This is a genomic window from Naumannella halotolerans (genome assembly GCF_004364645.1).
In the GTDB taxonomy this organism is placed as follows: Bacteria; Actinomycetota; Actinomycetes; order Propionibacteriales; family Propionibacteriaceae; genus Naumannella; species Naumannella halotolerans.
This window is the reverse complement of sequence record NZ_SOAW01000003.1, coordinates 297,303-310,727: the sequence shown is the minus strand read 5'-3', so window position 1 is coordinate 310,727 and position 13,425 is coordinate 297,303. Positions and strand designations below refer to the sequence as shown.

Genomic DNA, 13,425 nt, shown 5'->3' with positions numbered 1-13,425 from the left:
TCGTCCAACACCGTGCTCGTCCAACACCGTGCTCGTCCAACACCGTGCTCGTCCGTGCGTATGCAGTGGTCACCGACGACAGCTGCCGCCGGTGACCACTGCGTACCGCTCAGACCCCGGACCGTCCGCGCCGCCCGTGCGCCGACCTGTGCCGTGCGGCGTGGCTCACTGATCCGATTCGTCGGTCTCCTCGCTGCGGCGACCCCGGTTGCGGAAGGCCGCCAACCCGCCGGCCAGGGCAGCCAGACCGACTGCTCCGGGGCCCAGCAGGTCGGCCGCACCCGTGTCGGCCAGCGGTGGCCGCCCGCCCGGCTCGGGGCTACCCGAGGCGCTGGGGCTACCCGAGGCGCTGGGGCTGCTCGAGGGGCTGGGGCTGCTCGAGGGGCTGGCGCTGCCTGACGCACCGGGGCTGGTCGAGGCACTGGAGGTGGGCGTCGGCGTCGTGGCGTCGGCCGGCCACACCGCGACCACGCCGGGGCGGGGGACCGAATCCCCACCATCGGGCCAGTGCGAACTCTGCTGTTCGAACGTCGCCTCGTCGGTCTCCCCGGGATGCTGCACCGCCACGCAGATCCGGCCGCTGCCGTCCCCGACGACCCAGGGACCGCAGGTCTCGGCACCGTGCGGGACGGAGAGGAACTGCTGCACCTTGCCGCGATCCTCACCCTCGACCGGCACCAGGAACAGGGCGTCGTTGTGGCCCAGGCTCGAGGGCTGCCCGTCAGTGGAGATCCACAGATTGCCGAGCGAATCGAAGGTGAGATTGTCCGGGCAGGAGATCGGCGAGACCTGCGATTTGTCGAATCCGCCGAAGTAGCTGGAGGGGTCGTCGGGCACACCGCAGACCAGCAGCAGTTTCCAGCCGAAGGTCAACGAGGCGGCGTCGTCACCGTCCTCGACCAGTTCCAGTACGTGTCCGTCCTTGTTCTCCGGCCGCGGGTTGGCCTCATCGACCTCGTCGGCCACCCGGTTGGTGTTGTTGGTCAAGGCGATGAAGACGTGACCGGTGACCGGACTCGCCTCGGCATCCTCGGGGCGGTCCATCTTGGTGGCGCCGACCGCATCGCCGGCCTGCCGGGTGAAGATCAGCACTTCCTCCAGGCTCATGCCCGGCACCTTCGACTCGCCGTCGACGACCAGCGGGATCCACTCCCCCGTACCGTCGAACTCGCCGTCGGCGGGCAGTTCACCGGAGCCGTCGATCTCACTCTGCGGGGAGTTGCCGACGAACTTCGCGACAAAGAGGTCGCCCTCGGCCAGGCACCCGGGGCCGGCCTGGTCGCGGGAGATGAACTTGTAGAAGTAGTCGAACCGTTCGTCATCACCGCTGTAGGCGACTGCCCGGCCGTCGTCGGCGATCCGGATGGTGGCCGCCTCGTGCTTGAAGCGGCCGAGGGCGGTGCGCTTCTTCGGGGTGCTCTCGGGATCCATCGGATCCACCTCGACCACCCAGCCGAACCGATTGACCTCATTCGGCTCCCTGGTCAGGTCGAAGCGGTCGTCGAAGTCCTCCCAGCGGCGCTCGCTGGCCCCCTCGGTGACGCCGTACCGAGCCAGCCGCTCGGCGGTCTCGGCATCGTCGACCTCGGCCGCATGGGCGAAGTATTGGTTGAAGTTCTCCTCCGCGGTAAGCCAGGTGTTCCACGGGGTGAGCCCACCGGCACAGTTGTTCAAGGTGCCGAGGACGAGGGTTCCGCTGGGGTCGGCGGAGGTCTTGAGCAGATCCGAGCCGGCCGCCGGGCCGGTGAGCTCGAACTCGGTGCCGGTGTGGAACCGCCGGTTCATCGGGTGGTCGATGATCGGCTCCAGTGGCCCGGTGTCACCCTGCGGCCGACGTACCGCAACCACCGAGAGCCCGTGCGCGGCCCAGGCGATCCGTACCTGTTCCTCGGTCGGGTTCTCCGGGTCGTAGTCGGGGAACATGATGTATTCGTCGGTGTACTCGTGGTTGTTCAGCAGGAGATCGGTGTCGTCGTCGTAGGACAGGAACCCGAGGTAGTCGCTGTTGTAACCGAACTGCTGGGCCTGGGCCTCGGCGGTCTGGTCGAGCGGATCGAAATCCGGGGCGGAGCTGAACAGCTTGTCACCCCAGGCCATCACCACCTGCTGCTCGTATCCCTGTGGCACCACCACCGCGTCAGCGGTGCTCGGTGAGATCGGGGTCCAGCCGAACGGATTGGCCGCGGCCGTGCGCGGGTTCAGGCCGGCACCGGTGGCGCCCAGAGCGGCTGCACCACCGACCACCAGCCCGGCCTTCAGCAGGCCCCGGCGGGACAACGTGCCCAGGATGTCACCCAGGTAGTCGTTGTCGGACTTGTTCGGCACATCGTGGAAACAGGCGTCCCCACAGCGCATCCGGCAGGTACGCGCGGAGCGGCGCCCGCCGTGCGGTTTGGGGGTGAGGAGCGTGAGGAACGTGCGCGTTGACTTCATGATTAGGATCCCTAAGCTAAGTTCTGGCCGGTGCAATGACCTCCTCACCCTTTCGGCGGTCGACAACGCCTCACCCAACCTGCGGTGTACGGAATGCAAACAGCGCCCGGCCGGTTGGTTCACTCCCCCGCTTCGGTGATCACCTTGATCAACAGCTTCCGCAACTGTTCGGCCTCCTGCTCACTGAGACCGGCGAAGAAGTCGGTCACCACCTGCCCCTGACGCATCTGCACGGCCAGCTCCCGCCCGGCATCGGTCAGCTCGACGACGGTCGCACGCCGATCGGTCTGACTGGGCAGGCGCCGGACCAGACCCTTGTCCTCCAACGCGTCGACGACCTCGGTCGCCGAGCGTGGCGCGATCCGCAACCGGTCGGCCAGCCTGGACAACCGCAATTCCTCGGCGTCGGCACCCCAGCGAACCACCACCCAGAACGCGTGGGCCTGATGGGCGGCGAGACCGAACGGTTCCAGCGCGCGGAGCTGGGCGTGACGCCAGCCGCGCCCGGCACGCATCAACAGCTGCCCCAGGGGCAGGTCGGCGAGATCGGGATCGGTGGACACAGGATCATCCTAGCCAATGTTGCGGTTTCCACATAATGAGGTAACCTCATTAATAGCCCCTCGCAGGAAAGGAGGGCCCGATGGTTGCTCAACCACCAGAACAACGTTTTGCCGCCGGTCCCGGCGGCCGCCCCATGCCACCCACCCGCAAGGACCCCGCGGATGTGGCCCAACTGGCCGAGTACCCGGTCAGTCTGCGCCGAATCCTGGCGCTCTTCCACCCCTATCGCTGGCGAATCGCCCTGGTGATGGTGCTGATCGCCGCCACCTCGGTGGTCGGCGTCGCCACCCCGTTCATCACCCAGCGACTCTTCGACTCCGCGATCCCGAACCACGACGTACCACTGCTGTTGCTGCTGGTCGGCGCGATGCTCGGTGTCGCCGTGCTGAGCGCGGTCTTCGGCGTGATCCAGACCTGGCAGTCCACGATCGTCGGCCAGCAGGTGATGCACGGCCTGCGGACCAAGGTCTTCGCCCATCTGCAACGTCTGCCGCTGGACTTCTTCACCCGTACCCGTGGTGGCGAGGTGCAGTCGCGGCTGACCAATGACATCAACGCGATGCAGTCGGTGGTGACCAATACCGCCACCTCCATCGCCACCAATGTGACCACCGTGATCGCCACGGCATTCGCGATGGTCGCGCTCTCCTGGCAGCTGTCGCTGCTGAGCCTGGTCGTGCTGCCGCCGGCGATCTGGTTCACCCGCAAGGTCTCGTCGATGCGTCGCCGGATCACCAACCAGGCCCAGCAGGCGCTGGCCGATCTGCAGACGCAGATTGAGGAATCCCTCTCGGTCTCCGGCGTGCAGTTGTCCAAGACCCTCGGCTCGGGGCCGCAACTGGCCGAGCGCTTCACCGCCTCCTCCCACCGGTTGACCGAGCTCGAGGTCCAGTCCCAGCTCGCCGGTCGCTGGCGGATGGCCAGCCTGAGCGTGATCTTCGCCGCCATTCCGGCAGCGATCTACCTGATCGCCGGGCTGCCCAGCACCGGTACCGGGATCTCCATCGGCACCCTGGTCGCCTTCACCGGTCTGCAGGCGGCCCTCTTCCGGCCGCTGATGGGGGTGCTCAGTGTGGCCGTCCAGGTGACCAGCTCATTGGCCCTGTTCTCCCGGATCTTCGAGTACCTCGACCTTCCGGTGACGATCGACGACCCGAACGAACCGGTCGAGCTGGACCCGCAGCAGACGGCCGGCGCCGTGCGCTTCGACCACGTCAGCTTCCACTACCCCGATTCGGAGAACCCGGCCCTGTCCGGGATCGACATCGACGTTCCCGCCGGCAGCAGGCTGGCGATCGTCGGCGCGACGGGTTCGGGCAAGTCGACGCTGGCCGGGTTGGTCTCCCGGCTGCACGACCCGACCGAGGGATCGGTCCGGATCGACGGGGTCGACGTGCGCGACCTGCGGCTGACGAACCTCGCCCAGTTGGTGGGTGTGGTCTCCCAGGACACCTATCTGCTGCACGCCTCGATCGCGGACAACCTGCGGTATGCGCGGCCCGATGCCACCGACGAGGAGTTGCTCGCCGCCGCCGAGACGGCCCAGTTGCACGATGTGATCGCCGATCTGCCACACGGCTACGACACCCTCGTCGGATCCCGTGGCCATCGATTCTCCGGCGGTGAGAAGCAGCGGATCGCGCTGGCTCGGACCATCCTGCGCAACCCGCCGGTGTTGGTGCTGGACGAGGCCACCTCGGCCCTGGACAACACCACCGAACGCGCCGTGCAGCGGGCTCTGGACGAGTTGAGTCATGGCCGGACCACGATCACCATCGCTCACCGGTTGTCGACCATCCGCAATGCCGATCGGATCGTGGTGCTCGATCACGGCCGGATCGTCGAACAAGGCCGCCACGACGACCTGCTGGCTGCCGGCGGTCGCTATGCCGAGCTGCTGCGATCGCAGCAGGACCCGGTGACGGCGGGCCACTGAGGAACGTGGAGGCCGTAGACCCGGGCTGCTGAGCAGAAACGGACACTCGATCGGCGATTTGCCCCTTCCTGGGGTGATTCGGCGATCGAGTGTCCGTTTCTGCTCATCCACAGCCTGTGCCCGGCACCAGCACCGTCCACAGTTTCCCGTCGGGTCTGCAGCTCACCGCCGATTCTCGCCACTGTTCCTCACGTGAGTCTCCCGATGGTTCTCGCCGAATGCGGCTTCGTCGATCTGCGGCACCACCCCAGCTACGGAGCGCCGCGCGCCGGGCTGGACTCCGACCGGTGCTGCCCGGGATCTGGGCACAACCGGACCCTCCTTTGCTGGTGCGGTTGCAGGCATTGATGGCATTCGACCGCGATGCCGTGGTCACCGGGCACGCCGCGGCCTGCTTGCACTTCGCCGCTCGACCACCATCCGGCGTCGTCGACGTGTCGTGTCGGCGGCGACGCGATCGACACGCCGGGTACACATTCGAGCGGCGCTGGATCGATCCGGAGTTCATCACCGTCGACAACGGGATGCGGTGCACAGGTCCGGCAATGACGGCGATCGACCTGGCGGCCACCGACGACGGATCGACGATCGACACCGCGCTGCGGCAGCGAGCAGTCAGCCTCGAGGAGCTGCATCGAGCCCTGGCCGCGACGACCGGCCGTCGCGGCCACCAGCTGCGCAGGCGAGTGCTCGCCGATTCCCGGGACCAACCCTGGTCGGCAGCAGAACGGCTCGCCCACCGGTTGTTGCGCCAGGCGTCCATCACCGGTTGGAGGGCCAACCATCGGATCAGCGTCGGTGCCCGCCACTACTTCGGCGACATCGTCTTCGCTGCTCGGCGGCTCGTGGTCGAGATCGACGGCTGGCAGAGCCACGGTTCGGCCGCGGCATTTCAGCAGGATCGGACCCGGCAGAATGCGCTGGTCCTGGCCGGCTGGCGGGTCCTGCGCTTCACCTGGATGGATCTGTCCGGCGCCGGGTTCGTCACTGCGGTCCGCGCGGCCCTCCGATCGCGCTGAACCACGGCCGGTGACGTGCTCGTCACCGGACCTGTCGGTGCTCCGTGGCCAGAACTCCGAGGCTGGACACTCAGCGGCCAGCCACCCCACGGAGCAGCCACTCAGCGACTAGACGCCCAGCGACCAGACACCCAGCGACCAGACACCCAGCGACCAGACGCTCAGCGGCCGGAGGCTCAGCGACCAGACGCTCAGCGGCCGGAGGCTCACCGGCCACCTGCTCAGAGAGCAAGTACTCAGAGACCAACTGCTCAGAGGATCGTCCGGGTGACGGTGTAGGCGCGGTTCCGGGCAACGATCGTGGTCCGGCCCACCGCTCGGAGCGCCGGGAGGTAGGGCAGATGGGAGTTCCACACCAGCCACGCCTGACCACCGGGTCGGACCACCGTCGGCAGATTCCGGATCAGCTCCAGGGTCGGGGTGCTGTCCTTGGCCGCGCCGCTGTGGAACGGAGGATTCGACACCAGCAGATCCAGTTGCGGCTCCACCGACGGCGGCACGCCGGCGACACCGTCGGCCAGCCGTACCTCGATCGACACGTCATTGACCCGGGCGCCCTGCCGGGTCGAGGCGACGGCGAATCGGGAGATGTCGCTGGCACTCACCCGGTGGCCACTGCGCGCCAACCAGAGACCGAGCACCCCGGTGCCCGACCCCAGGTCATGGGCCCTGCCCGGCGACGGCCGCGCTTGCGCCAGGGCCTGCAGCAGCAACCGGGTTCCCGGGTCCAGCCTGCCGCCGGCGAAGACTCCACCGTGGTGCACCAGGGTGAGATTGCCACCGGGGGTCTGCACGGTGGCCTCCCGCGGCCACCGGTTCGTCGCGTCCGGATCGATCGGTCGGGCATCGGTCGCGTGCAGCACCCGGCTGCGGTCGCGGCCGAGGCTGGCACGTACCTGCCGCCAGTGCCGTTCCAGCACCGCATTCATCGAGCGGGTCATGTGTTTCACCCGCGCGCCGGCGACGATCCTGGCTCCCGGCGCCCGCGCAGCCAGTTCTCGGCTGTACTCGTCCAACCGGTCGAGGGCGCGGGGCAGGCGGGCCAGCACCAGATCGGTCCCGGCATCGATCTCCGGCAGGGCGATCGACCCCGGAAGATCGGGGTCGTCCCGGACGTCGTCTCCCCACCACCGGACCTCGGCCGCCCCGGCTGCCGCCGCACCGGTGGCCAGTTCCGCGTCACGGTCGTCGAGCACGAACACCCGGGCTCCCCGCAGGTCACCGGCCTCGTCGAGGATCAGGCGCGCAACAGGATCGGTCAGGGGCACGCACCGATTGTGCCGTAGGCCGTTGTCGGTGCGCCGCGGCCGTGCCGGAGCTGATCCGACACCCAGCGCCGCGTTGCGCTGGACGCACGTACCGCGCGAATCTCGCACACCGACCCTGCGGCAGCGACTTATCGGGCAGACTGGCCGCGTGAGCGTCAGCGTGTTCGATCTGTTCAAGATCGGCATCGGGCCGTCCAGTTCGCACACCGTCGGCCCGATGCGAGCGGCTGCGAAGTTCGCCGCCCTGTTGGCCGAGCACGGTGAACTCGACCGGGTCACCCGGGTGCGGGCCGAGCTGTTCGGCTCCCTGGGCGCGACCGGCCACGGCCACGGCTCGGAGGCAGCGGTACTGCTCGGCCTGTGCGGGGAGGACCCGCAGACCGTCGACACCGACGCCACACCGGTCCGGGTGCAGGAGATCAAGGACCACAGAACCCTTGCACTGAACGGATCGCACAAGATCGACTTCGATCCGGATGCCGATCTGCTGCTGTACCGGCGCCGCTCGCTGCCCTTCCATCCCAATGGCATGACGTTCACCGCCTGGCACGACGAGACCGAGGTCCGGCAGCAGACCTACTACTCCATCGGCGGCGGTTTCGTCCTCGACGACGACGGCAGCGGCAACCCGCAGATCGTCCCCGACCCGACTCCGCTGCCCCACCCCTTCCGTACCGGCGCCGAGCTGTTGCAGATCTGCGAGCGCGAGCAGTTGCGGATCTCCGAGGTCGCCTGGGCCAATGAGTGCGCCCGGCGTCCGGCAGCGGAGGTACGCCGGCGGCTGCTGGAGATCTGGGCGGTGATGCAGGAGTGCGTGCATAAGGGCTGCGACACCGTCGGCGTCCTGCCCGGCGGCCTGAAGGTACGTCGTCGCGCCGCCGAATTGCACCGACGACTGGAGTCGGCCGCCGAGATCGATCCCCTGGCGGCGATGGACTGGGTGACCCTGTGGGCCCTGGCCGTGAACGAGGAGAACGCCTCCGGTGGCCGAGTGGTCACCGCCCCGACCAACGGTGCCGCCGGCATCATCCCGGCGGTGCTGCACTTCGCCGACCGCTTCCTGCCCGGCAGCGACGAAGAGACCATCCTGCGGTTCCTGCTGACCGCCGGTGCCCTGGCCTCGATCTACCAGCAGACCGCATCCATCTCCGGCGCCGAGGTGGGCTGCCAGGGCGAGGTCGGTACGGCCTGCTCGATGGCGGCGGGAGCCCTGGCCGAGGTCCTCGGTGGCACCCCCGAACAGGTCGAGAACGCCGCCGAGATCGGCATGGAGCATCATCTCGGTCTGACCTGCGACCCGGTCGGCGGGTTGGTCCAGATCCCTTGTATAGAACGCAATGCGGTCGCCTCGGTGAAGGCGATCACCGCCGCCCGGCTGGCCCTGCACGGCGACGGCCGGCACACCGTCAGCCTGGACAAGGTGATCAAGACGATGATGCAGACCGGGGCCGACATGAAGGTCAAGTACAAGGAGACGGCCCGCGGCGGACTGGCCGTGAACATCGTCGAATGCTGAATCCTCGACCCCTGGGTGGCGCAGGTCACAGTGAGGGCGTATGTTGTCCTCAACACGCTCCGGGTTCCACCCGGGTGACACATTGAGGCGGTCAACGGGGACCGTCACCATCCACTACGGATCGTCGGGCACGTACCTGCCCGTGGAAGGAACAGACAGGCAATGGCCACTGTCAGTTACAAGGACGCCACGCGTCTCTACCCGGGTGCCGACACCCCCGCGGTGGACAAGCTCAACCTCGAGATCGGTGACGGCGAGTTCATGGTGCTCGTCGGCCCCTCGGGCTGTGGCAAGTCGACCTCGCTGCGGATGCTCGCCGGCTTGGAGGAAGTGAACGCCGGAGCGATCTACATCGGCGAGAACGATGTCACCGACCGCCCGCCGAAGGACCGCGACATCGCGATGGTCTTCCAGAACTACGCGCTGTACCCGCACATGACCGTGGCGGACAACATGGGCTTCGCCCTGAAGATGCAGAACGTGCCGAAGGCCGAGCGGGACAAGCGGGTCGGCGAGGCAGCCAAGCTGCTCGGTCTGGAGGACTTCCTGAACCGGAAGCCGAAGGCACTCTCCGGTGGTCAGCGTCAGCGCGTCGCCATGGGCCGCGCCATCGTCCGCCAGCCCCAGGTCTTCCTGATGGACGAGCCGCTGTCGAACCTCGACGCCAAGCTCCGCGTCTCCACCCGTACCCAGATCGCCGATCTGCAGGGACGCCTCGGCGTCACCACCGTCTACGTCACTCACGACCAGGTCGAGGCGATGACCATGGGCGATCGGGTGGCGGTGCTGAAGGACGGCCTGCTGCAGCAGGTCGACACCCCGCTGACCCTGTACTACGAGCCGCGCAACCTGTTCGTCGCCGGCTTCATCGGTTCCCCGGCGATGAACCTGATCGAGGGCAAGGTCGTCGACGGCGGCATCCAGATCGGTGACTACGTCGCCCCGGTCGCTCGCGAGGTGCTGGACAAGGCCCCCGGCGAGGACACCCTGGTGCTGGGTGTCCGTCCGGAGACCTTCGAGGTCGCCGACCAGGGCATCGGGCTTGAGGTCTCGGTGGTCGAGGAGCTGGGCGCCGACGCCTATCTCTACGGTTCCGTCGCCGGTCTGGACGAGGCAGCCAAGCTGACCGCCCCGCGGATCGTCGCCCGGATCGCCTCGGGCAACACCCCGGCCCGCGGATCGGTCGTCCGGTTGGCCGTGGATCCCGCAGCCACCCACGTCTTCTCCAAGGCGTCCGGGGACCGGATCTCCTGATCCCGAAACCGGTGAAGGGGCCCGTCACCGACAGGTGGCGGGCCGCTCCGGTTTCCCATCCACCGGCACACCCAGACCTGTCGGGCGTACGTTCGACCGTCGTGCCAGAATGACCAAATGCCTCGGTTCCTGTCCGCCCAGCCCGACTCGCGGTTGCTGCAGCAACCGTGGGACACGCCGCTGACCGACTGGCCGGTCGACAAGCTGGTCGCCCTGCCCCGAGGCATCTCCCGTCACGTGGTCCGGTTCATCCGCGTGGGTGACGAGATCTACGCCGCCAAGGAGGTCATCGAACACCTGGCGCTGCACGAGTACCGACTGCTGCACGATCTGAACCGCCTGGAGACCCCCTCGGTCGAACCGGTCGGCGTGGTGACCGGGCGGGTCACTCCCGACGGGGAGCCGCTGGATCCGGTGCTGCTGACCAAACATCTGCGCTTCTCCCTGCCCTATCGGGCACTGTTCACCCCCGGTGTCCGCAGCGAGACCGTCGGCCGCTTGCTGGATGCGATGGTCGTGCTGCTGGCCAAACTGCACCTGGCCGGGGTGCTGTGGGGCGATGTGTCCTTGTCGAACATCCTCTTCCGCCGTGACGCCGGCGAGTTCGCGGCCTATCTGGTCGATGCCGAGACCGGTGAGATCCACGACGAGTTGTCGAAGGGCCAACGCGAACACGATCTGATGATCGCCAAGACCAACCTCTTCGGTGAGTTCTGTGACCTCGAGGCCGGCGGCATGCTGGACGAGGCGCTGAAGCCGATCGGCCTGGTGGAGACCATCGAGAACCGCTATCACGAGCTGTGGAACGAGCTCACCGGCGCCGAGGAGTTCGACACCTCGGAGATGCACCGGATCGACTCCCGGGTACGCCGGTTGAATGCGCTCGGCTTCGACGTGGCCGAGCTCGACATCACCACCGATCTCGCCGGTTCGACGGTACGGATCCAGCCGAAGGTGGTCGATGCCGGTCACCATTCGCGCCGGCTGCTCCGGCTGACCGGATTGGACACCGAGGAGAACCAGGCTCGGCGGTTGCTGAACGACCTGGACACCTTCCGGGTACGTACCGACCAGCAGGGCGCCGATGAGGCGGTGGTCGCCCACCAGTGGCTGACCCGGGTGTTCGAACCGGTGGTGGCCTCGGTCCCGGACGACCTGCGGGCGAAACGCGAACCAGCCCAGGTCTTCCACGAGGTGCTGGACCACCGGTGGTACATGTCGGAGGCCGTCGGCAGCGAGGTGCCGATCCTCGACGCGGCGAAGGACTACGCCAAGACGGTGCTGCGGGAGCTGCCGGACGAGGACATGTCGGCCGCCTCGGTGGTCCCGGTGGTCGAGGAGGGTGGCCGCCGGCTGGCCAACCCGTTCGATCCGTCGCAGGGATATCTGGACGAGAACGACACCGAGAAGCCCTACGACCCGTGGGAGGACGGGGTCGAGGACACCCCGGTGCCGGCGAACGAGTTCCTCGACGTCGAGGCCCTGCGACGGAAGAAGGGCTGAGCCCTCCGTCAGGCATCGGTCACGTTCGCGAGGTCAGGACCTGGCCAGTTGACGAGCGATCACCAACCGCTGGATCTGGTTGGTGCCCTCGAAGATCTGGGTGATCTTGGCCTCCCGCATGAACCGCTCGACCGGGAAGTCGCGGGTGTATCCGTACCCACCGAGCACCTGCACGGCATCGGTGGTCACCTTCATCGCGGAATCGGTGCAGGTCAGTTTCGCCACCGCGGCATCACGGGTGAAGTCCATGCCGGCGTCGCGCTTTCGTGCGGCCATCAGGTACGTCGCCCGCGAACTGTCCACTGCCGCGGCCATCTCGGCGAGGAGGAACTGCATTCCCTGGAAATCGCTGATCGGTCGACCGAACTGTTCGCGTTCGCGGGCATGGGCAACCGCATGATCAAGTGCTGCCTGAGCCAATCCGGTGGCACAGGCGGCAATGCCCAAACGGCCGGAATCCAATGCAGACAAAGCGATCCGCGCACCACCGTTGATCTCGCCGATCAGCCGATCATGATCGATCTCGACATCGTCGAGATGCAGCATGGCGGTCGGCGAACCAGTCATCCCCATCTTCTTCTCCGGCGCCGCGGCGCTGAGACCGGGAGCATCACCGGGGACCAGGAAGCAACTCAGGTCGTGATGAGCCTCCCCGGTCCGGGCGAACAGGGTGTAGTGATCGGCATACCCGCCATTGGTGATCCATGCCTTGGTCCCGTTGATCCGCCACCCGCCGTCGGTCTTCGTCGCCCGGGTGGTGATGGCCGAGATGTCGGAACCGGCCTGCGGCTCGCTCAGCGCGTACCCACCGATGCCGCCGCCGTTGAGCATTCCCGGCAACCAGGCGGATCGCTGCTGCGGCGTACCGACATGGGCCAACGGCCAGGCCGACATGGTGTGCACCGAGACGCCCACACCGACCGAGAACCAGGCCGCGGCGATCTCCTCCAACGCCTGCAGGTAGACCTCATAGGGCCGACCGAGTCCGCCGTCGGCCTCCGGATAGGCCATCCCCAGCACGCCGAGCTCGGCCAACCGCAGATAGGCCTTCTCGGGGAACTTCGCCGCCTCCTCGCCCTGGGCCGCGGCTGCCTCCAGCTCGGCGCGGGCGAAATCAGCCACCACGCTGACCATCTCGGCCGCGTCGTCGTTGGGCAGCAGCCGTTGAACTCTGGGTCGCATTCCTCGTCTCCTCCAGCACCGGTACTGCGAACGCTACGGCAGTACCGGTCCGAGTGCCAGTCATGGCGCCGGTGCTGTGTGCCAGCGGCGCGCTCTAGACTCTTGGCCCATGGCCCGTCTGCAGTTTCCGCGCGTGCGACTCACCGGTCGCCAGTCCGAGCTGCGCGACGAACTGCTCGAGCTGATGCTCGCCGAGGGGTTCGCGCACTTCACGATGGACGATCTGACGGTGCGGCTGGGGTGCTCGAAGCGCACCCTGTACGCGTTGGCCCAGTCCAAGGAGCAACTGGCGACCAGCATCGTTCGGCTGTTCTTCAAGGGCGCGACGGAGTACGTGGAGAAGCAGCTGCAACGGGCCCGCGCCCCCGAGCGTCGAGTGGTCGCCTACCTGACCGCGGTCTCGGAGGCGCTGCGCCCGGCATCGCGGGAGTTCTTGACCGATATGGCCGATTTTCCACCCACCCACGAGGTGTACCTGGCGAACACGGCCTGGGCCTCGATGCGGATCCGGGAACTGATCCAGGAGGGTACGGCCAAGGGCAGTTTCCGTGACGACACCAATGCGGCCTTCGTCTCCGAGATCGTCTCGGCGACGATGAAGCGGATCGGCAGCGGGTCGATGCAGGAGGCCACCGGCCTGACCGATTCCGAGGCCTATGCCCAACTGGCCCAGTTGGTGGTCGCCGCGGTCAAGCGCTGACCACCCGGGGCCAGATGTCCGCCGGGTGTCCTGAACTGAACCGTGTCGTG

At 67.7% G+C, this 13,425-nt stretch carries 10 protein-coding genes; 6 read left to right on the top strand and 4 right to left on the bottom strand.

Features of this window, described 5'->3' with window-relative positions; all coding sequences use genetic code 11:
- Positions 1 to 165: 165 nt before the first annotated feature.
- The gene (locus CLV29_RS15400) at positions 166 to 2,433 is read right to left on the bottom strand and encodes a PhoX family protein (RefSeq protein ID WP_166649310.1); all 2,268 of its coding nucleotides are present in this window, start codon (positions 2,431 to 2,433) and stop codon (positions 166 to 168) included.
- A gap of 119 nt (positions 2,434 to 2,552) precedes the next feature.
- Complete coding sequence (locus CLV29_RS15395) at positions 2,553 to 2,996, bottom strand: MarR family winged helix-turn-helix transcriptional regulator (protein WP_133755970.1); 444 nt, start codon at positions 2,994 to 2,996, stop codon at positions 2,553 to 2,555.
- Between the two features lie 134 nt (positions 2,997 to 3,130).
- Here CLV29_RS15395 and CLV29_RS15390 point away from each other — a divergent pair, with 134 nt between their 5' ends.
- Positions 3,131 to 4,933 (top strand): ABC transporter ATP-binding protein, encoded by a 1,803-nt coding sequence (locus CLV29_RS15390; protein WP_133756040.1) that lies wholly within the window; start codon positions 3,131 to 3,133, stop codon positions 4,931 to 4,933.
- Between the two features lie 347 nt (positions 4,934 to 5,280).
- Positions 5,281 to 5,952, top strand: a complete 672-nt coding sequence (locus CLV29_RS15385) for an endonuclease domain-containing protein (protein ID WP_166649309.1) — start codon at positions 5,281 to 5,283, stop codon at positions 5,950 to 5,952.
- 251 nt (positions 5,953 to 6,203) lie between these two features.
- Here CLV29_RS15385 and CLV29_RS16295 read toward each other — a convergent pair whose 3' ends face one another.
- Positions 6,204 to 7,220: a class I SAM-dependent methyltransferase gene (locus tag CLV29_RS16295; protein WP_243831975.1), complete on the bottom strand. Its 1,017-nt coding sequence runs from the start codon at positions 7,218 to 7,220 to the stop codon at positions 6,204 to 6,206.
- 148 nt (positions 7,221 to 7,368) lie between these two features.
- On the opposite strand from CLV29_RS16295, the gene CLV29_RS15375 reads away from it, so the two are divergent.
- From CLV29_RS15375 to CLV29_RS15365, 3 genes are all read left to right on the top strand, one after another.
- The gene (locus tag CLV29_RS15375; protein ID WP_243831974.1) at positions 7,369 to 8,736 is read left to right on the top strand and encodes an L-serine ammonia-lyase; all 1,368 of its coding nucleotides are present in this window, start codon (positions 7,369 to 7,371) and stop codon (positions 8,734 to 8,736) included.
- Positions 8,737 to 8,898: 162 nt separating this feature from the next.
- A complete protein-coding gene (locus CLV29_RS15370; protein ID WP_133755967.1) occupies positions 8,899 to 9,990 on the top strand; it encodes an ABC transporter ATP-binding protein in 1,092 nt (363 codons plus the stop codon).
- A 117-nt stretch (positions 9,991 to 10,107) separates the two neighbouring features.
- Positions 10,108 to 11,493, top strand: a complete 1,386-nt coding sequence (locus tag CLV29_RS15365; protein ID WP_133755966.1) for a DUF4032 domain-containing protein — start codon at positions 10,108 to 10,110, stop codon at positions 11,491 to 11,493.
- A 33-nt stretch (positions 11,494 to 11,526) separates the two neighbouring features.
- On the opposite strand, the gene CLV29_RS15360 is transcribed toward CLV29_RS15365, so the two are convergent.
- Positions 11,527 to 12,675 carry an acyl-CoA dehydrogenase family protein gene (locus tag CLV29_RS15360; protein ID WP_133755965.1) on the bottom strand — a complete coding sequence of 383 codons (1,149 nt, stop codon included), beginning with the start codon at positions 12,673 to 12,675 and terminating at the stop codon, positions 11,527 to 11,529.
- Between the two features lie 109 nt (positions 12,676 to 12,784).
- On the opposite strand from CLV29_RS15360, the gene CLV29_RS15355 reads away from it, so the two are divergent.
- Entirely contained in the window at positions 12,785 to 13,375 is a 591-nt protein-coding gene (locus tag CLV29_RS15355; protein ID WP_133755964.1) for a TetR/AcrR family transcriptional regulator, read from the top strand.
- Positions 13,376 to 13,425: the final 50 nt, after the last annotated feature.

What these genes read in the sequence shown, in the direction of transcription:
- CLV29_RS15355 (WP_133755964.1), top strand. Translation starts at nt 12,785, where the DNA reads ATGGCCCGTCTGCAGTTTCCGCGCGTGCGACTCACCGGTCGCCAGTCC.
- CLV29_RS15370 (WP_133755967.1), top strand. Translation starts at nt 8,899, where the DNA reads ATGGCCACTGTCAGTTACAAGGACGCCACGCGTCTCTACCCGGGTGCC.
- CLV29_RS15360 (WP_133755965.1), bottom strand. Translation starts at nt 12,675, where the DNA reads ATGCGACCCAGAGTTCAACGGCTGCTGCCCAACGACGACGCGGCCGAG.
- CLV29_RS15390 (WP_133756040.1), top strand. Translation starts at nt 3,131, where the DNA reads ATGCCACCCACCCGCAAGGACCCCGCGGATGTGGCCCAACTGGCCGAG.
- CLV29_RS15365 (WP_133755966.1), top strand. Translation starts at nt 10,108, where the DNA reads ATGCCTCGGTTCCTGTCCGCCCAGCCCGACTCGCGGTTGCTGCAGCAA.
- CLV29_RS15385 (WP_166649309.1), top strand. Translation starts at nt 5,281, where the DNA reads ATGGCATTCGACCGCGATGCCGTGGTCACCGGGCACGCCGCGGCCTGC.
- CLV29_RS15400 (WP_166649310.1), bottom strand. Translation starts at nt 2,433, where the DNA reads ATGAAGTCAACGCGCACGTTCCTCACGCTCCTCACCCCCAAACCGCAC.